Raw genomic sequence first — 18119 nt, 5'->3', positions numbered from 1 at the left:
TTTAGCTTGCTACAAACCAGAACGGGAGCCCTAGGGCTCCCGTCGCTACCTTCATCAACTGTTAGTTATTAGCTAACGTCAAAGTGTCCAATGTACTCTGCTAATTTACCACTATGTGCTCTTTCGTCAGCGGTGCTAGCGGAAGCTGCTCAGCCTCTTCACGAGTCACCCATCTCGCTTCGGCTATTTCAGCAGCCGCCTCGACCGGCTCGTCAACCACAATACTAAACAGATGGGCCTCCACCGTCATTCCCGGCTCATTGGCAGCTTGAGCGGTGCGTATGCCCAACGGAGACAGTTGATCGCTATTCACACTTAAGCCCAACTCCTCCTTTAGCTCACGGCATAGCGCCTCTAGCGCGCCCTCCCCTGCATCGATCTTGCCGCCTGGCTGCATATAAAAAGACGTATTTTCCTTACGCACTAACAACAAGCGACCGGCAGAATCACTCACCACGGCAGCCGCTATTTTCAATACGTTAGTTGCGTTGCCTGACATACTTCCCTCCTTGGAGCACATACATCTCTCTATCCACCAAGACTCATGGCGATATTAGAACGCCCAATCGTCGTCTTCAGTGGCGACGGCTGTGCCGATCACATAGGAAGACCCTGACCCCGAGAAGAAATCATGGTTTTCATCGGCATTAGGCGACAGTGCCGCCATGATCGTCGGGTCGACATCCGTCACACTGCTGGGGAAAAGCGGCTCAAACCCTAGGTTCATCAGCGCCTTGTTAGCGTTGTAGTGGAGGAACTTCTTAACGTCCTCGGTCAGGCCTACTTCGTCGTAAAGCGACTCTGTATAGCGGACTTCGTTGTCGTAAAGCTCAAGCAGCAGCTCGTAGGCATAATCTTTGACTTCCTGCTGCCGCTCCGGCGTTGCCTCGGCCAGATCCTGCTGAAACTTATAGCCAATGTAATAACCGTGAACGGCTTCATCGCGAATGATCAAGCGAATCAAGTCTGCCGTATTGGTCAGTTTCGCATGGCTGGACCAGTACATCGGCAGATAGAAGCCGGAATAGAACAGGAACGACTCCAGGAACACGCTAGCCACCTTGCGCATCAACGGGTCGTCCGAACGATAGCGGCCGAGAATCAGCTCTGATTTCGCCTGCAGCGTGGGATTTTCTTCACTCCAGCGAAAGGCATCATCAACATCGCGGGTGGTGCACAGCGTCGAGAAGATCGAGCTGTACGAGCGCGCATGGACAGACTCCATAAAGGCGATATTGGTATACACCGCTTCTTCATGGGGCGTGCGCGCGTCCTCCATGAGCACGGGAGCGCCCACGCTACTCTGGATGGTATCCAGCAGCGTCAGCCCCGTGAACACGCGGATGGTCAGCTGTTTTTCCGTTTCGGTCAGCGTATTCCATGACTGGATATCATTCGACAGCGGGACTTTTTCCGGCAGCCAGAAATTACTGGTAAGACGGTTCCACACTTCTAGATCTTTATCATCCTGAAGCCGGTTCCAGTTAATCGCGTCAACCCGCGATAAACGTTGCATGGTGTTCATAGTGTCAATCTCTTCAAAGTCGTCAAACGCCTAGAGCGTGCAGGAAACGCAGCCTTCCACCTCGGTACCTTCCAATGCAGTCTGGCGCAGGCGGATGTAGTAGAGCGTTTTAATACCCTTCCGCCAGGCGTAAATCTGCGCTTTGTTGATATCCCGTGTGGTAGCGGTATCCGGGAAGAACAGCGTGAGCGACAGCCCCTGGTCGACGTGCTTGGACGCTTCGGCGTAGGTATCGATAATTTTTTCAGGGCCGATTTCGTAGGCGTCCTGAAAGTAATCAAAGTTGGCTTCATTAAGGAACGGCGCCGGGTAGTAAACCCGTCCCAATTTGCCTTCTTTGCGAATTTCGATCTTGGCCGCGACCGGATGGATGCTCGACGTTGAGTGATTGATATAAGAAATCGACCCCGTCGGCGGCACCGCCTGCAGGTTACGGTTATACAGCCCGTGCGCCATCACGCTGGCTTTCAACTCTTGCCAGTCCTGCTGGGTTGGCAAGGCAATACCGCTGCGCTCAAAAAGCCCACGCACTTTTTCGGTGCGCGGCTCCCAGGCGTGATCGGTATACTGATTGAAGAACTCGCCCGATGCATAGGTCGAGTCGGCAAAGCCTGCAAAGGTATCACCGTGCTCAATCGCCAAGCGATTTGACGCACGCAGCGCGTGAAAGGCAATGCAATAGAAATACAGGTTGGTAAAGTCCAACCCCTCATCAGAACCGTAATAGATATGCTCGCGCGCCAAAAAGCCGTGCAGGTTCATTTGTCCTAAACCAATCGCGCGGGACTTGGCATTGCCCTCGGCAATTGAGGGGACGCTGCTCAAATTGCTCATTTCCGAGACGGCCGTCAGGCCACGAATCGCTACGTCCACGCTGGTGCCGATATCGCCCGAGTCCATCACCTTGGCAATATTCATGGAACCCAGGTTGCAGGAGATATCCTGGCCGACATGCCGGTAGCCGAGGTCTTCGTCGTAATCCGTCGGCGTGTTCACCTGGAGAATCTCGGAGCACAGGTTACTCATGTTGATACGCCCGGCGATGGGATTGGCCCGGTTCACCGTATCTTCAAACATGATGTAGGGATAACCGGACTCGAACTGCAGCTCGGCCAAGGTCTGGAAGAAAGCACGCGCGTTGATCTTCTGCTTACGGATGCGCGCATCCGCCACCATCTCGTGATATTTCTCGGTCACGCTGATATCACCAAACGGCACGCCGTACACCCGCTCGACGTCATAGGGCGAGAACAGGTACATGTCTTCGTTGCGCTTGGCCAGCTCAAAGGTGATATCGGGAATCGTCACCCCGAGCGAGAGCGTCTTGATACGGATTTTCTCGTCGGCGTTTTCACGCTTGGTATCCAGGAAGCGCAGGATATCCGGGTGGTGGGCATTCAAGTATACGGCGCCAGCACCCTGGCGCGCGCCCAGCTGATTGGCGTAGGAAAACGCATCCTCGAGCAACTTCATGATCGGGATAATGCCCGACGACTGGTTTTCAATGCGCTTGATCGGGGCACCCGACTCGCGAATGTTGCTGAGCAGGAAGGCAACGCCGCCGCCACGCTTGGAAAGCTGGAGCGCCGAGTTGATGGAGCGGCCAATGGACTCCATGTTGTCTTCGATACGCAGCAGGAAGCAGGACACCAGCTCGCCGCGCTGCTGTTTGCCACAGTTCAGAAAGGTCGGGGTTGCCGGCTGGAAACGACCGCTGATGATTTCATCGACCAGCGACCTGGCAAGCGTCTCGTTACCCCGCGCCAACGAAAGCGCGACCATGCAGACACGGTCTTCGTAGCGCTCCAGGTAACGCTTGCCATCAAAGGTCTTCAGCGTGTAGCTGGTGTAATACTTGAAGGCACCCAGAAAACTCGGGAACCGGAACTTGTACGCATAAGCCTGCTCGAAAAGCGCCTTCACGAAGGCAAAGTCATACTGCTTAAGCGTCCCTGCTTCGTAGTACTGCTCCTCGACCAGGTAATCGAGCTTCTCTTCGAGCGAGTGGAAAAACACCGTGTTCTGATTAACGTGCTGCAGGAAGTACTGACGCGCGGCTTCGCGGTCTTTATCCAGCTGCAGCTCACCGTTGGCACCGTAAAGGTTCAGCATGGCGTTCAGCGCATGGTAGTCCATCGTGCGCCCATCGCTTGTCGCCGCAGGCCGTTTCGTTTCAGCTACGTCTTTCGAGGCTAAGGTTGTCGTTTCCAAAACTCTTCTACTCCTTCGCGAACTTTGGCGACATCTTCGTCGGTGCCAAACAGTTCGAATCGATAAAGCAACGGCACGTGGCACTTTTCCGCAATAATGCGGCCCGCCAAACCGAACGCATCGCCAAAATTGGTGTTACCCGCTGCAATCACCCCGCGTATCAGGTGGCGATTGTGCTCGTCATTAAGAAACCGGATCACCTGGCCTGGCACGGCCCCTTTTGCCTGACCGCCCCCGTAGGTGGGGGTGACCAATATGTAGGGGCGGTCAACCTGCAGTAAGGGCTCGTCGCGATTGAGCGGCAACCGCTGGGCGGCCAAGCCTACTTTTTCAATAAACCGGTGGGTATTGCCTGACTTGGTGGAAAAGTACACCAAATTGCCGACCATGGAGGATGTGCGTCCATTCGCCAGCATGAGTGGCTTACGCCAGGGCTTGAATGCGATCTGGACGGAAGCCCGACCAGTGATCCTCGCCGGCGACGACTACAGGTAGCTGACGGTACCCCAGCGCTTCGACTTCTTCCTGAGCGCCCGATTCAGCCGTGATATCGATCACGGTGTATTCAAGTCCCTGCTTGTCCAGCGCGCGGTAGGTAGCGGTGCATTGAACACAAGCTGGCTTGCTATAAATCTGAATTTCCATGGCTATTCCCCTTTTCATAGCGGCTTTTTTCGGGTAGGGCACATCTTGTGCCCTACCCCTCTAGAAGATACAACGCATACTATATATAGCCCAATAGAAAATCAATTCAAGCATATGTGGTATTTTTCATCCACAGGATATTGACAGCTAATGCCCAACGCTATCCCATACATAAAAAAAAACCGCCCACTAAAGAGTGGGCGGTTTTATCACAGCGCCATGAACAGGCGCGGCTAGCGGATCATCGCAATATTAACTGATCGCAGCTTGGTAACGACGCTCAACATCTTCCCAGTTGATGACGTTGAAGAAAGCAGATACGTAGTCGGGACGCTTATTTTGGTACTTGAGATAGTACGCATGTTCCCAGACATCCAAGCCCAGAACCGGCGTGTTACCGTGCATTAACGGGCTATCCTGGTTCAGGGTATTCTCAACTACCAGCTTTTTCTCAGGCGTGACGGACAACCAAGCCCAGCCACTGCCGAAACGGCCAAGCGCTGCTTTTTTGAAAGCCTCCTGGAAAGCTTCAAAACCACCAAGCTCAGCATCAATAGCTTTCGCGACGCCACCTTGGGGTTGACCACCGCCGTTGGGCGACATCATTTGCCAGAACATAGAGTGGTTGGCATGACCGCCACCGTTGTTGATGACAGGCTGACGCTTGTCTTCCGGAACGCGATCCAGGTTAGCCACTAGCTCTTCGACCGGAACGTCCTCTAACCCGGTGCCTTCTAGTGCGCCGTTCAGGTTGGTGACGTAAGTGTTGTGGTGACGAGAATGGTGGATTTCCATGGTCATCGCATCAATGTGCGGTTCAAGCGCATCGTACGCGTAAGGTAGTTCGGGAAGTGTATGTGCCATATTGATCATCTCCTTGAGTGGCTTTCATTGCCTTTAGCAATTTTCGGCTTCAATAACTATGTATGGTCGCCGCTGGCCTTTTTCAACCGCCAAAGGACTAATTTCGATTTTTCCCCAGCATTTTAGTCAACTATTGCCAGATTACCTAATCAAGCCAGAACAAAAAAGCCGACTTCTCACGAAGTCGGCTTCTTAGGGCTCATGCGTTCAATCGTTTACAGCTTACTCTCAAGCTCCGGCAGGATCTCGAACAGATCGCCTACCAGGCCATAATCGGCCACTTGGAAGATCGGCGCATCGTCGTCTTTATTGATCGCCACGATCACCTTGGAGTCCTTCATGCCCGCCAGGTGCTGAATGGCACCAGAGATGCCCACGGCAATATACAACTCCGGGGCGACAATCTTGCCAGTCTGACCCACCTGCATATCGTTGGGCACAAAGCCTGCATCCACCGCGGCGCGCGAGGCACCAATAGCGGCACCCAGTTTGTCGGCAATGCCGTCGAGGAGCTTAAAGTTTTCGCCGTTGCCCATGCCCCGGCCGCCAGAAATCACCACCTTGGCTCCGCCAAGCTCAGGGCGGTCGGATTGGGCGAGTTCTTCTTTAACGAAGCTGGACTGGCTGTTCTCAACCACCACGTCGACCGCTTCAATGCTAGCACTGCCGCTTTCGTCGACCGCGTCAAAGCCGGTGGCGCGCACGGTGATGACTTTCAGCGCGTCATCGCTTTTCACCGTGGCAATGGCGTTACCGGCGTAAATCGGTCGCTTGAAAGTGTCAGCGCTATCCACGGCAATAATGTCGGAAAGCTGGCTGACGTCTTTCAGCGCCGCCAAGCGCGGCAGCATATTTTTGCCCGTGGTCGAGGCGCTTGCCAGCACATGGCTGTAATCATCGGCTAGCTCAACCAACAGCGCGCCAAGTGGCTCCGCTAGCTGATGGGCATAGACGGCGTTGTCCGCGACGCGCACTTTGTTGACGCCATCGAGTTTGGCGGCGGCATCAGCGGCTGCCTGCACGCCTTCGCCCGCCACTAACACGTCAATATCACCACCGATCTGTTTAGCGGCGGCGATCACATGGGCTGTCGCGCCCGCCAGTTGACCTTCATGAAGGTCAGCAAGTACCAGAATGCTCATTGGATCCGCTCCTTTCAAAGCTCTTGTATCAAAGTGCTTGTCTTAAAGAACTTTGGCTTCGTTTTTTAATTTGTCGATTAGCTCGTCTACCGAAGCAACTTTGACACCGCCTTTGCGCTCGGCGGGTGACTCTACTTTGAGCAGACTGACTTTGGATGCCACCTCAACGCCGAAATCGGCGGGGGTTCTAACATCCATCGGCTTCTTCTTGGCCTTCATAATGTCCGGCAACTTGGCGTAGCGCGGCTCGTTAAGGCGCAGGTCGGTGGTGACAATGGCGGGTAGCGTCAGTGCGATGGTTTGCAGGCCGCCGTCGATTTCCCGGGTCACGTGAAGCTTGTCACCGTCGACCACAACCTCTGAAGCAAAGGTGCCCTGGGGCAGATTGGTCAGGGCGGCGAGCATCTGGCCGGTCTGGTTGTTATCAGTGTCGATCGCCTGTTTGCCCAGAATCACGAGGCCTGGCTGCTCTTCGTCGACCACGTTGGCTAACAATTTGGCAACGGCCAGCGATTCTACCCGCTCGTCGGTTTCAATATGAATTGCTCGATCTGCGCCCAGCGCCAGCGAAGTCCGCAGTTGCTCCTGGGCAGCCTTGGGGCCAACCGACACAGCGACCACCTCGGTGGCCACGCCCTTCTCTTTCAGGCGTACCGCCTCTTCCACGGCAATTTCGCAGAAGGGGTTCATGGCCATTTTGACGTTAGTCAGATCGACATCAGAATGATCCGCTTTAACACGAATTTTGACGTTGTAGTCGATGACGCGCTTAACCGCGACCAGTACTTTCATAGGTTCCTCGCTTGGCTCTTGTGGTAAAGCCGTTGACCCTAGATGGCACCCACCTGGCGGGCACCTTAGATAAGCTCTTGATATCACTTCGCGGCACCTGATGAGGCCATCCGCGGCAAAATTCATTCAAGCGTTTGATAGGCTCACAAATGAAAAACCTTATTAATCTGCCACAACCTACCGCCCTGCAACAATAGGGGACATTTGCGGCCTTGGTCGAATCCTTTGAACAGACAAAGCATCGCCTTTCACAACTCGGTAAGCGTAATTCGCCCTTTTGGCATCGTAGGCGTGACCTGACACAGGTATTATGCCTATTATGAGGGATAACCAGAAGCAAACGACCGTTTTAAATTAAGGCCGTGTTTTTATAAGGCACAGCACTTATGAGAATAAGGAGACAACCAGGTGGATAACGTTGAACGCGATGTAATGGACTTTGACGTGGTCATCGTCGGTGCAGGCCCTTCCGGTCTGGCGGCTGCGTGCCGCTTAATGCAACAGGCCAACGAAGCAGAACAAGAGCTAACCGTCTGCGTGGTTGAGAAAGGCTCGGAAGTGGGCGCGCATATTTTATCCGGCGCAGTCTTTGAGCCTCGCGCTCTGAACGAACTGTTTCCCGACTGGCAAGAACGTGGCGCGCCGCTCAACACCCCCGCCACCCGCGACGATGTTTATCTGCTCAAAGATGCCGAAAGCGCGCAAAAACTACCCAACGCGCTAGTACCCAAGAGCATGCATAACACCGACGGTGACAGCCACCGCTATGTGATTAGCGCCGGCAACTTATGCCGCTGGCTGGCGGAGCAGGCAGAAGCCCTGGGCGTTGAAATTTTCCCAGGGTTTGCGGCTCAGGAAGCCATCGTTGAAGATGGTGCGGTTCGCGGCATCCTGATCGGCGACATGGGCGTTGCCGCCGACGGAACACCCAAAGACGGCCACATGCCGGGCATGGAACTACGCGCCAAATATACCCTGTTTGCCGAAGGCTCTCGCGGCCATATCGGCAAGCGCTTGATCCAGGATTTCTCGCTAGACGCCGGTCGCGACCCGCAGCACTACGGCATCGGCCTGAAAGAGCTTTGGGATGTGCCTGCCGATAAGCATGAACCGGGCGTGGTTCTCCATGGTTCGGGCTGGCCGCTGGGTAAAAACGCCCACGGCGGCTGGTTCCTGTACCACGCAGAAAACCAGCAGGTCGTCGTTGGCTTGATTATGGATCTTGGCTACCAAAACCCATGGCTCTCGCCGTTTGATGAATTCCAACGCATGAAACACCATCCGGTGCTTAGCCAGTATTTGGAGGGCGGCAAGCGCGTGGCCTACGGCGCTCGGGCCATCACCAAAGGCGGCTTTAACTGCCTACCGAAAATGACGTTCCCAGGGGGGCTGTTAATTGGGTGTGACGCAGGCACGCTCAACTTTGCCAAAATCAAAGGCCTGCATACTGCCATGAAATCCGGCATGGTGGCCGCCGAGAGCGTTTTCGAGGCCGTAAAAGGCGGCGACGAAGGCGCCCAAGAGCTAACCAGCTTCACCGACAAATGGGAAGCCAGTTGGGCTTATCAAGAGTTGAAAGAAAACGCCAGCTTTGGCCCGGCCATCCATAAATACGGCACGGTAGGCGGCGGCGCGTATAATTTTGCCAATCAACTACTGGGTGGCAAACTGCCCAACCTGCACGATACGACCACCGACCACGGGGCGCTCAAGCCCGCCGACGAGTTTGAGAAAATCGACTACCCCAAGCCCGACGGCAAGCTATCGTTCGATAAGCCTTCGTCGGTGTTCCTGTCCAACACCAACCACGAAGAAAACCAACCTTGCCACCTGCGCTTGGACGATCCTGACCTACCGATTCGCGACAATCTGCCCAAGTACGCTGAACCCGCGCAGCGCTACTGCCCGGTAGGTGTCTACGAAGTCGTCGAAGATGATCAGGGCGAGCCTCGCTTCCAGATCAACTTCCAGAACTGCATCCACTGCAAGACCTGCGATATCAAGGATCCAGCTCAGAATATTACCTGGGTAGCACCGGAGGGCGGCGGCGGTCCCAACTACCCGAATATGTAGCGGTCGCTGTGACACACCCCGCATGTCAATAAAGCTAAATGCCTCATCACTGGGGCATTTTCTTTATCAGGCCAGCCGCTCAATGGGGGCACGGCTGGCAATCAGCCGTCGCCGCCCTGCCTGATCAAAGCGCACATCGATCACCGGGTCGCTTGGGTTACCTTCCACGGTGGCCACCTCGCCTTCTCCGAACACCGCATGGTGCAACCGCTGGCCAGGATAGAACGCGCTTGCGGTGTAGGCTGCCTGGGGGGCCTGAACCTCGGGCGCGGCCAATTCAATGTCATCACGCCCTAGCTGGCTCAGGTAACGTCCCACGAGCGATGGCGACGTGACCCTCAGCGTGAGCGACTGCGCGTTGTCGCTGACCAGGCAGGCAGCGACCTGCATGCTATCCTGCCAGGCGCTTTCGGTAATAAATCGACTGGGCCGATGTGCCCCGCCATCGTGAAGTACAAGCAACTGTTCTTTCGAGCGCGTGATCGCGACATAAAACAGCCGCCGCTCTTCTTCCAGGCGGTCGTCGGTGAGCGGGTTGTCCCGACTGTAATAAGGAAAGTCTTCCTCGTTGACGCCTGCCACGGCGACGAAGGGCCACTCAAGCCCCTTGGCGCCGTGAACGGTGCTGATCAGCACCCCCGCCGCTTGATTCTCTATCGGGCGCTCCAACAACTCGATAAACGCATCCGGGTCTGAAACGCTTTGCGCCTGCTCGATCAGCACGTCCAGCAAGCGCACGTCTTCTTCGCCTTTTTCGCGGCGGGCGGCGGCGCGCCTCAGGGTTTTCTCGGCCTCAATGGTATCCACGACGTGCTGCAAGAGCTTGGCGGGCGGCCATGCACTGAGCTGCGGCAGTTCGCACAGCAACGTCCAGCGTTTTTTCAGCGTGCGCCGCTGGATGGGCTTTAAATCACTGATCACCGGGTCGTGATTTTCCGGCCATGCTTGACGGCTGGCGAGATACTGAGCCAACCGCTGCAGGCGCTCGCGGGCCACGAATGGCGTGGGCTGGGCCAGCAGCAAGGTAAGCTGTTCGGGGTCTTGCAGCAATGTCGGGCGACGGGAAAGTTTTAAATACCCGGCCAGCGCCTGAACCAGCGGCAGGCGAAACACAAAGCGGTCTTCGCGGGCCAGCCGAAAGGGGATGCCAGCCTGCAGAAGCGCCAGTTGAAACGGCACCGAAAGCGCCCAGCTGCGCACCAGGAGACTCACGTCGCTCAACACGCGGCCCTGCGCCTGCCAGTCGATCAACGCATCCAGCAGTTGCCGACCACCCTGCCCCACGGACAAGCGGGTATCCGGATTGTGGGGCGCGGCCAAACATAGCTGATCCGGCCGACGCTGGTTGGCGGCAATCGCATGGTTGGCCGCCAGCGCCAGGGCATGGCCGTGGCGAAACGTGGTCGAGAGAGGGTAATCGGTCGCTTCGCCAAAGGTGGCGGTAAAGTTTTCCAGCATGGTATCCGGCCGCGCGCCGCGCCATTCGTAGATACACTGATTGGCGTCGCCCACCGCCATCACGGATGCCCGCTTACCCGCCAGAACCGCCAGCAGGCGCTGCTGGGCCGCATTGATATCCTGATACTCATCGATTATCACGTGATCGAGAAAGCCCTCTACCCGGCTACGTAAGGCGCTATCGGCTTCGAGGGCTTGCAGCGGACGATAAAGCAAATCCGCATAGGTCATCACCCCTTCACTACGCAGCAGGCGCTCGGCCTCGTTAAAGGCGGCGGGGAAATAGTCCGTATCGGGGTCGTAATTGAGACGATCAAAGAGGGCTTCGGGGGGCAGCATTTCGGCTTTAACTAGACCGCAAAAATGGGCCAGCGTCTCGAGTCGATCGCCTTCCAGCGCCGCATCGCGGCGCTCAACGGCATCGCTGAGCACATTCAGGCTGGCCTGGCGAAGCAAACGCTCAAGCTGCCATTCCGCCGACAACAGGCGACGCGGCGCCAGGACGCCCCAGCGACACAGGCTTTGCGTCAGCCGGTGACCCAGCGAGTGAAAAGTACGAACGTCAGGTAGCGCCTGACCGGATGGCGCCATACTTGCCAAGCGACGCTGAAAATCTTCCCGGGCGGAGCGATTAAACATCAGCACCAGAATGCGCTTAGGCGGTACACCACGGCTGAGCAAGTAATGAACCCGCGCGGCCATGGTGGTGGTTTTACCGGCACCGGCCACCGCAGCAACACGGGCATGGCCCTCATCGTGGTGAATGACGGCTTGCTGTTCAGCGGTTAGCTTCACGGCCCCTCGCTGGGCGCCAGCCCATCAAGATCATCCGCGTCGAGGTAGCCAAGCACAAACCAGTGACCCGCGCTATAGACGCTCAGCGCCTGGCGGCCAGCCTGGGTATCACGCAGCGCAGCGGCTTCAGCAAGCTGGTAGTAAACGTGGCGATGTAGCCGGGCCGCTAACCCAAAACGTACGGCGATTTCCGGTACAAGATCCCCTTGCGGCGTTTCGCTCAAGCTAAGCGGGTGCTCGGGCTCAAGACGCACGACGTCATCGAACTGGGTGGTCAACCACCACGCGTCATCATGAAAATCGGCTTCCACGGCGACCAGCGGCAAATCGTCCACCTGGATACGCCAACGCTCAACCGGCGTCACTAAACAGTAGCCTTCCGCATCACGGCGTAACAGAGACGACAACAACTGAGCGACATTTGGCCGGGCAAATGGCTGCCCTTCGTGCCACCAGCCGCCTTGGGCATCAATGCGTAACGCCATATCGCCTGACAGCGCGGGCTGCCAGTCGTCAAGCGGCGGAATGCTCGAGGCGCCCTGACGATAATCAAGCAATCGGTCTATGTTCATCGTATTACCTCGCACTGGCCGGCTTAGCGTCCTACCAGTCCTGCTTGGGCCAACGCCTGCTTAACATTCTCGGGCGCGTCGGGTACCGCTTCACGAAATAGCTGGTAGAAATTAGCGGTGGTCTGCATAGCCACTTCATCCACGCTGATATCGCGCGCTTGGGCAATGCACTCAGCGACCTCAACCACCCAAGCGGGTTCGTTGGGTTTACCACGGTGCGGCACGGGTGCCAAGTAAGGGCTATCGGTTTCGATCAACAAACGGTCAAGCGGCAGCTGGCGTGCTAACTCGCGTAACGACTGCGCATTGCGAAACGTGATAATTCCGGATAACGAAATATAAAAACCGAGTCGCACCGCCTCGCGCGCCATATCGAGATCTTCAGTGAAACAGTGGAGCACGCCCCCTACGTGTGGATCGCTGTATTCACGTAGTAACGCGAGTGTGTCTTCTTTGGCTTCGCGGGTATGCACCACCACAGGGAGCTCAAGCTCGCGAGCCGCGATAAGGTGACGCTTGAAACGCTCGTGCTGAACCGCCACCGGCACGCTATCCACGTAATGGTAGTCTAGACCGGTCTCGCCGATCGCGACCGCGCCGTACTGGTCAGCGGCTTCTTTAATATCACTTACACTGGGTTCAACCAGAGCTTCGTGCAGTGGATGCTGCCCTGCCGATATCACGACGTCCTGATGCGCTCGGGCAATATCGGCAAGCCCAGGCATATCATCCAGGCTCACCGCAATTGCCAGGAACTGGTTAACCCCTACATCGCGAGCCGCCGTTAGGGCTGCTGCTAGGCTACCCTCGTGGGTATTATCGGATAGGCGATCCAAGTGACAGTGGGAATCAACAAACATGTCGCTCTCATGGTGGGCGTTAAAGGGTAAAGGAGGGAGCGGCTTTATCTAACTGTCCCGCCAGCAGGGTTTCAATGCGGTCACGCACCATATAATCCTGCGCGTTGAAATGGATACCGATACCGGGCATTCGACGACCAGTAACGCCGTCAGGAGACACCCAAATCACCTCGCCACTCAGCGAAAGGCGTTCGCTTTCGCCCGGTAGCGTGAGCAGTAAATAAACGGTTTGACCTAATTCATAGAGGCCACGCGTGGGAATAAACATTCCCCCACGGTCGAGAAAAGGCATATAGGCGGACAGTAACGTGGGCACATCGGGCACCGTGAGCGAGAGCGCTTTTTGCGTTGCCATAACACCTCGTTAATCGATCAGGTGAGCCTGTAAAGCATACCTAAGAGCGCAGTAGTGCTGACCAACGCACCAGCCAGGCCTCTAATACAAGCTGTGGATTAGGGTTTGATCCCACCGCTAAAAGTCGACGCTGCTCACGGGCGTAATCCAGCAGTTTAAACCAATCCCGAACCCGAGCGTTTTTGACCGCTTGTCGATAAAGCGGCAGCAAATCAGGGTTACGAAGGGAGGTGGACGTACCGGACAAACCTAACTTGATCAGATCTTCCAACCACGTAATACCGTACCATAAAATCGCATCAATCGCCTGGCGGTCTAATCGCGCCGCCTCGGCCACTGGCTCGCTGCCGCGTACCAACTGCTCAAAACAATCGTGCAACTGATGACGCAACGCACGCGCCTCGGGTGCGGCCAGCTCGACGGCCATTAACGGCCGCCCGCCCGAGACCTGCCACCAAAAACGCGCCTCGTCCGCACTGGCCAACTGCTCGGTCAACCAGTCGAGGCAATCCTCCAGCGCCACGCTCGGCAGCGGCCACTGCTGACAGCGCGAGCGTATAGTCGGCAATACCCGCGATGGCACATCGGCGAGCAAAATGAATAGCGTTTTGTCACCCGGCTCTTCCAAACTTTTTAACAACGCATTCGACGCGGCCACGTTCATGGCTTCCGCAGGCGAGATAACAATCACCCGATGGCCGCCCTGCTGCGCCGTTTGGGAGACAAATCGATTAACCTCGCGGATGGTATCGATACGAATCTGACGCTTGCCTTCTTCCGGCGAAATGCGCTGCAAGTCGGGGTGGTAGCCGGACGCCAGCAGTTGGCAACTGCGGCATTGACCACAAGCCTGCTCCGTGGACGCCGTGCACAGCGTGCGGGCAATGAGCGCTTCTGCCAATGACTGCTTACCCACCCCATGCGCGCCGCTAAACAATAAGGCGTGCGGCATTCGCCCAGTTTCCGCAAGACGACATAACTGCTGCCACTTCGATTGATGCCAAGGCAGTACGCCGCTTAATGCCATAGCGCCACTCGCTCGGCTAGCGCATTACGGATCGTGGCTTGTACCGACGTCAGGGGTTGATGGGCGTCAATCAACGCAAACCGCTCTGGGGCTTGTTCCGCCCTCGCCAGATAGGCATTGCGAACGGCATGAAAAAAATCTGCCTGCTCCTGCTCAAACCGGTCTCGCTGGCTGTGCTGATCACGCAGACGAGATTCTAGCCGCTGTTTGGCAGCCTCTTGTGGCATGTCCAATAACAACGTCAGATCAGGCGTCAGCCCCTTTTGCACAAAGTCTTCAAGCGCCGCAATGCGCTCCATAGGAATCCCACGGCCGCCTCCCTGGTAGGCGTAAGTCGCGTCGGTAAAACGATCACAGACCACCCAAGCCCCACGCTCAAGCGCCGGAAGAATTTTCTCAGCGAGGTGCTGGGCACGCGCGGCAAACATCAACAATAATTCTGCATCCGTATGCAGCTTCTCCTCGGGTGCCGGATCCAACAGCAGCCGGCGAATGGCCTCTGCCTGAGGCGTCCCACCGGGTTCACGCGTGGCCACCACTTCAAGCCCCTGGGCTTCCAGCCAAGCCACCACAAACTGCATGTTGGTGGATTTGCCTACGCCTTCGCCGCCTTCTAACGTGATAAAACGTCCACGCTTCGTCATCATGGCCTCTGGGTCTTAGTAACGTTTTTAGTCACGATTACGGATATATCGATTGACGGCATTATTGTGCTCACGCAGCGTGCGAGAAAACTTATGTGTACCGTCGCCCCGTGCCACAAAATACAGCGTATCGCCGGGTAAAGGGTTCACCGCAGCTTCCAGCGCAGCGCGGCCCGGCATGGCAATCGGCGTAGGTGGCAACCCATCAATCACATAGGTGTTGTAAGGCGTGGCCTCGCGTAAATCGGCATGCGTAATCTGCCCCTCATAGCGCTCCCCCATACCATAAATAACCGTGGGGTCGGTTTGCAGCCGCATGCCTTGCTCCATCCGCCGCTTGAACACACCGGCGATTTCGCGTCGCTCTTCGGGCGCTCCTGTTTCACGCTCGATTAACGACGCCATGATCAATGCCTCGTAAGGGGAATCTATGGTCAGGTCGTCTTCCCGCTCAGCCCACACCTCTTCAAGCATCCCCTCCATGCGGTGTAACGATTGACGCAAGATATCCACATCGCTCATGCCAAGATGATAGCGATAGGTATCAGGAAAGAACCATCCTTCTGGATGCGTCCCCTCACGATCGAGCAATGTCATCACCTCGTCATCGCTCATATCAGCGGTGCGTTGTTCAAGCTTTGGGGCGGCCGCCAGCAACTCGCGCATCTGCTCAAACGTCCACCCTTCGGGTATGGTCAGAGGGTAAGTAACCACGTCGCGACTATCGAACAACGCCATCAAATCCCTCCCAGTCATACCAGGCTGCAGCTGATACTCACCGGTTCGCAGATCCGGGAGGGCTTGCGGATCGAGCTTACCCAGCAGCTGGAAGGCCCAGGCACCATCAAGCACGCCCTGGTTTTCCAGTTCACTGACCACTTGGCTGAAGCCAGCGCCCGAAGGCACTTGATAAAGCACGGGTTCATTAATCGTCAATGGGGCTTTGAGCCGCTCTTGCCAATAGACATAACCTCCAGCGATACACGCCACGCCGAGTACCACCACCACGGCCAGGGCCGCCCAAATGCGTTTCACTATAAGACCTCAATATCCAATACGTTAAGGCGTTGCCGGGTAACCCAACAACGGGTGAGCCACCCTTTGCAAAGGGTCCTGATCAGCCGATTCCCAGCGACGAAGGCATGTGCCTTGAGGGGTCCATAAATCAGTCACCGGCCACACGCCCTGGACAGAGTTGGCCAGCCACAACCGATCAACCGAGGCGATATCATCAAGCGCCAACTGGCCTGGCGTCACCTGTTGCGCGTCAATCAACGCGGCGCGCAGCGTACCGGCGACGCCGCACTGATCCAATACCGGCGTCATAATGCACCCATCCTGCTCCCAGAATAAATTCATACTGGTGGCTTCGATAATCCATCCGTGGCTATCGGACAATAGCCCTTCACGGATAGTCGGCGACGTCCATTCCTGACGAGCCAGTACGTTTTCGAGGCGGTTTAGGTGTTTAATACCGGCTAAGCAGGGTTGTCGAGCTAAGCGCAACTGACAAATACGTACGCTGACGCCTGATGCCCAGGCCGTTGGATCTGGCTGAAACGCCACACGCTGGCTGATCAAACGCGGCACGGCGGTGTGCGGGAGTGCATAGCCGCGGCCACCGCTACCTCGTGTGACGATGATTTTGAGCACCTCCCAAGCGACGGAGGGCGTCGCTTGCCATGTTGCCGACAACTCATCCTCTGTAGGGGGCTCGATTCCCAACCGCTGACAACCGGCCTGAAGGCGTTCTACATGCTGTCGCCAAAGCAAAGGCCGGCCTTCGTGCAGCAGCACTGTCTCAAACACGCCGTCGCCATAGGCCAGCCCACGGTCATCGAACGGCACCCAGGGCTGACTCATGATCGGTTAGACCTTTTTGAATAGCAGAGAACCGTTTGTGCCGCCAAAACCAAACGAGTTGGACACCGTGACATCAATGCGCATATCACGGGCGGTGTGCGGCACGTAATCGAGGTGGCAGCCTTCCTGGGGGTTATCCAGGTTAATCGTCGGCGGTGCAACCTGGTCGCGAATGGCGAGAACGCTGAACACGGCTTCCACGGCCCCCGCGGCTCCCAATAGATGCCCAATCATCGACTTCGTAGAGCTTACCGCCACTCGCTTTGCTGCTTGCCCCATGACTTTTTCCACGGCTCGACTTTCTGCCAAGTCGCCAGCAGCCGTTGAGGTACCGTGGGCATTGATGTAATCCACCTGGGAAGCATCAAGCTGGGCGTCTTTAATGGCGTTGCTCATCGACAGCGCGGCACCGCTACCGTCTTCTGGCGGAGCGGTCATATGGTAAGCATCATCGCTCATACCAAAGCCTGCCAGTTCAGCATAAATCGTCGCGCCGCGCGCCTTGGCATGTTCGTACTCTTCAAGCACCAGCACACCGGCACCGTCAGACAGTACAAAACCATCCCGGTCACGATCCCAAGGTCGGCTGGCCTCTTCAGGCGCATCATTGCGCGTTGAGAGCGCGCGGGCAGCGGAGAAACCAGCTAAACCAAGGGGGGTGGTGGCCATTTCAGCGCCGCCACATACCATGACATCAGCATCACCGTACGCGATCGTACGTGCGCTGTAGCCAATATTATGGGTACCTGTCGTACACGCCGTGGTGATGGCAATATTTGGCCCTTTAAAGCCGTGCTGGATCGCCATATTGCCCGAGATCATATTGATGATCGACCCCGGCACAAAGAACGGCGATACCTTGCGCGCGCCGCCTTTATTTAGCGCATTGTGGTTATGCTCAATCATTGATATACCACCAATGCCAGAGCCGATAGCCACACCGATACGATCCGCATTTTGCTCGGTACACTCAAGCCCAGCATCCTGAACCGCCTGGCTGCCCGCAGCCATACCGTACTGAATAAACATATCCATCTTGCGGGCATCTTTGGGGTTCAGGTAGGGGCTGATATCGAAATCTTTCACCGATCCACCAAAACGCGTATTAAAGCCGTCGGTATCGAAATTATCGATGAGTGCGATACCGCTTTTCCCCGCTACTATATTGGTCCACGACTCTTGAACCGTATTTCCAACTGGGGTCACCAGGCCTAACCCAGTTACCACTACCCTTTTTCGCGCCATTAACTTTCCTCCAGGCATCCATGGTGACTCAACCCTGATGGGTCATTA

General features: G+C 56.3%; 18 protein-coding genes. 1 reads left to right on the top strand and 17 read right to left on the bottom strand.

The annotated features are described in order from the left end of the window. Positions 1 to 100 precede the first annotated feature (100 nt). The 8 genes from BLR97_RS04900 to BLR97_RS04865 form a co-directional block, all read right to left on the bottom strand. A complete protein-coding gene (locus BLR97_RS04900) occupies positions 101 to 499 on the bottom strand; it encodes an NUDIX hydrolase (protein ID WP_089703082.1) in 399 nt (132 codons plus the stop codon). Positions 500 to 553: 54 nt separating this feature from the next. Beyond that, a complete protein-coding gene (gene nrdF / locus BLR97_RS04895) occupies positions 554 to 1525 on the bottom strand; it encodes a class 1b ribonucleoside-diphosphate reductase subunit beta (RefSeq protein ID WP_089703081.1) in 972 nt (323 codons plus the stop codon). Between the two features lie 30 nt (positions 1526 to 1555). Further along, on the bottom strand, positions 1556 to 3736 hold the full coding sequence (nrdE, locus tag BLR97_RS04890) for a class 1b ribonucleoside-diphosphate reductase subunit alpha (protein ID WP_089703079.1): 2181 nt from the start codon (positions 3734 to 3736) through the stop codon (positions 1556 to 1558). After that, positions 3718 to 4152 carry a class Ib ribonucleoside-diphosphate reductase assembly flavoprotein NrdI gene (nrdI, locus tag BLR97_RS04885; RefSeq protein WP_244511210.1) on the bottom strand — a complete coding sequence of 145 codons (435 nt, stop codon included), beginning with the start codon at positions 4150 to 4152 and terminating at the stop codon, positions 3718 to 3720. The genes nrdE and nrdI overlap by 19 nt, the downstream gene beginning before the upstream one ends. Before the next feature lie 7 nt (positions 4153 to 4159). Beyond that, on the bottom strand, positions 4160 to 4381 hold the full coding sequence (nrdH, locus tag BLR97_RS04880) for a glutaredoxin-like protein NrdH (protein ID WP_089703075.1): 222 nt from the start codon (positions 4379 to 4381) through the stop codon (positions 4160 to 4162). Between the two features lie 252 nt (positions 4382 to 4633). Beyond that, positions 4634 to 5245, bottom strand: a complete 612-nt coding sequence (locus tag BLR97_RS04875) for a superoxide dismutase (protein WP_089703073.1) — start codon at positions 5243 to 5245, stop codon at positions 4634 to 4636. Between the two features lie 215 nt (positions 5246 to 5460). Further along, complete coding sequence (locus tag BLR97_RS04870; protein ID WP_089703071.1) at positions 5461 to 6387, bottom strand: electron transfer flavoprotein subunit alpha/FixB family protein; 927 nt, start codon at positions 6385 to 6387, stop codon at positions 5461 to 5463. Positions 6388 to 6429: 42 nt separating this feature from the next. After that, complete coding sequence (locus tag BLR97_RS04865) at positions 6430 to 7179, bottom strand: electron transfer flavoprotein subunit beta/FixA family protein (RefSeq protein ID WP_089703069.1); 750 nt, start codon at positions 7177 to 7179, stop codon at positions 6430 to 6432. 408 nt (positions 7180 to 7587) lie between these two features. Between BLR97_RS04865 and BLR97_RS04860 the strand changes: the two genes are divergently transcribed. Then, positions 7588 to 9252 carry an electron transfer flavoprotein-ubiquinone oxidoreductase gene (locus BLR97_RS04860; protein WP_089703066.1) on the top strand — a complete coding sequence of 555 codons (1665 nt, stop codon included), beginning with the start codon at positions 7588 to 7590 and terminating at the stop codon, positions 9250 to 9252. Between the two features lie 66 nt (positions 9253 to 9318). On the opposite strand, the gene BLR97_RS04855 is transcribed toward BLR97_RS04860, so the two are convergent. The 9 genes from BLR97_RS04855 to fabF are packed head-to-tail and all read right to left on the bottom strand — an operon-like array spanning position 9319 to position 18071. Next, the gene (locus BLR97_RS04855; RefSeq protein ID WP_089703064.1) at positions 9319 to 11505 is read right to left on the bottom strand and encodes an ATP-dependent helicase; all 2187 of its coding nucleotides are present in this window, start codon (positions 11503 to 11505) and stop codon (positions 9319 to 9321) included. After that, positions 11502 to 12077, bottom strand: coding sequence for a DUF1285 domain-containing protein (locus BLR97_RS04850; RefSeq protein ID WP_089703062.1), 576 nt, complete (start codon positions 12075 to 12077; stop codon positions 11502 to 11504). The genes BLR97_RS04855 and BLR97_RS04850 overlap by 4 nt, the downstream gene beginning before the upstream one ends. A gap of 23 nt (positions 12078 to 12100) precedes the next feature. Further along, entirely contained in the window at positions 12101 to 12937 is an 837-nt protein-coding gene (locus tag BLR97_RS04845) for a TatD family hydrolase (RefSeq protein WP_089703060.1), read from the bottom strand. A gap of 19 nt (positions 12938 to 12956) precedes the next feature. Then, complete coding sequence (locus tag BLR97_RS04840; protein ID WP_089703058.1) at positions 12957 to 13292, bottom strand: PilZ domain-containing protein; 336 nt, start codon at positions 13290 to 13292, stop codon at positions 12957 to 12959. A gap of 40 nt (positions 13293 to 13332) precedes the next feature. Further along, positions 13333 to 14319 carry a DNA polymerase III subunit delta' gene (locus BLR97_RS04835; protein WP_089703056.1) on the bottom strand — a complete coding sequence of 329 codons (987 nt, stop codon included), beginning with the start codon at positions 14317 to 14319 and terminating at the stop codon, positions 13333 to 13335. Beyond that, a complete protein-coding gene (gene tmk, locus BLR97_RS04830; protein WP_170832980.1) occupies positions 14310 to 14963 on the bottom strand; it encodes a dTMP kinase in 654 nt (217 codons plus the stop codon). Before tmk ends, BLR97_RS04835 begins: the two co-directional genes overlap by 10 nt. A gap of 27 nt (positions 14964 to 14990) precedes the next feature. Next, positions 14991 to 16001: an endolytic transglycosylase MltG gene (gene mltG, locus BLR97_RS04825; RefSeq protein ID WP_089703052.1), complete on the bottom strand. Its 1011-nt coding sequence runs from the start codon at positions 15999 to 16001 to the stop codon at positions 14991 to 14993. Positions 16002 to 16022: 21 nt separating this feature from the next. Then, complete coding sequence (gene pabC / locus BLR97_RS04820) at positions 16023 to 16826, bottom strand: aminodeoxychorismate lyase (protein WP_089703050.1); 804 nt, start codon at positions 16824 to 16826, stop codon at positions 16023 to 16025. A 6-nt stretch (positions 16827 to 16832) separates the two neighbouring features. Beyond that, positions 16833 to 18071: a beta-ketoacyl-ACP synthase II gene (gene fabF / locus BLR97_RS04815; RefSeq protein WP_089703048.1), complete on the bottom strand. Its 1239-nt coding sequence runs from the start codon at positions 18069 to 18071 to the stop codon at positions 16833 to 16835. Positions 18072 to 18119: the final 48 nt, after the last annotated feature.

It is taken from the genome of Vreelandella arcis (assembly GCF_900103865.1).
Lineage (GTDB): Bacteria > Pseudomonadota > Gammaproteobacteria > Pseudomonadales > Halomonadaceae > Vreelandella > Vreelandella arcis.
This window is presented reverse-complemented; position numbering and strand designations above follow the sequence as displayed.

Bases quoted from the DNA above. Each gene is read 5' to 3' on its own strand.
- BLR97_RS04870 (WP_089703071.1), bottom strand. From the start codon at position 6,387: ATGAGCATTCTGGTACTTGCTGACCTTCATGAAGGTCAACTGGCGGGC.
- BLR97_RS04865 (WP_089703069.1), bottom strand. From the start codon at position 7,179: ATGAAAGTACTGGTCGCGGTTAAGCGCGTCATCGACTACAACGTCAAA.
- pabC (WP_089703050.1), bottom strand. From the start codon at position 16,826: ATGAGTCAGCCCTGGGTGCCGTTCGATGACCGTGGGCTGGCCTATGGC.
- BLR97_RS04845 (WP_089703060.1), bottom strand. From the start codon at position 12,937: ATGTTTGTTGATTCCCACTGTCACTTGGATCGCCTATCCGATAATACC.
- BLR97_RS04840 (WP_089703058.1), bottom strand. From the start codon at position 13,292: ATGGCAACGCAAAAAGCGCTCTCGCTCACGGTGCCCGATGTGCCCACG.
- BLR97_RS04900 (WP_089703082.1), bottom strand. From the start codon at position 499: ATGTCAGGCAACGCAACTAACGTATTGAAAATAGCGGCTGCCGTGGTG.
- tmk (WP_170832980.1), bottom strand. From the start codon at position 14,963: ATGACGAAGCGTGGACGTTTTATCACGTTAGAAGGCGGCGAAGGCGTA.
- BLR97_RS04835 (WP_089703056.1), bottom strand. From the start codon at position 14,319: ATGGCATTAAGCGGCGTACTGCCTTGGCATCAATCGAAGTGGCAGCAG.
- nrdH (WP_089703075.1), bottom strand. From the start codon at position 4,381: ATGGAAATTCAGATTTATAGCAAGCCAGCTTGTGTTCAATGCACCGCT.
- nrdI (WP_244511210.1), bottom strand. From the start codon at position 4,152: ATGCTGGCGAATGGACGCACATCCTCCATGGTCGGCAATTTGGTGTAC.
- BLR97_RS04875 (WP_089703073.1), bottom strand. From the start codon at position 5,245: ATGGCACATACACTTCCCGAACTACCTTACGCGTACGATGCGCTTGAA.
- fabF (WP_089703048.1), bottom strand. From the start codon at position 18,071: ATGGCGCGAAAAAGGGTAGTGGTAACTGGGTTAGGCCTGGTGACCCCA.
- nrdF (WP_089703081.1), bottom strand. From the start codon at position 1,525: ATGAACACCATGCAACGTTTATCGCGGGTTGACGCGATTAACTGGAAC.
- BLR97_RS04850 (WP_089703062.1), bottom strand. From the start codon at position 12,077: ATGAACATAGACCGATTGCTTGATTATCGTCAGGGCGCCTCGAGCATT.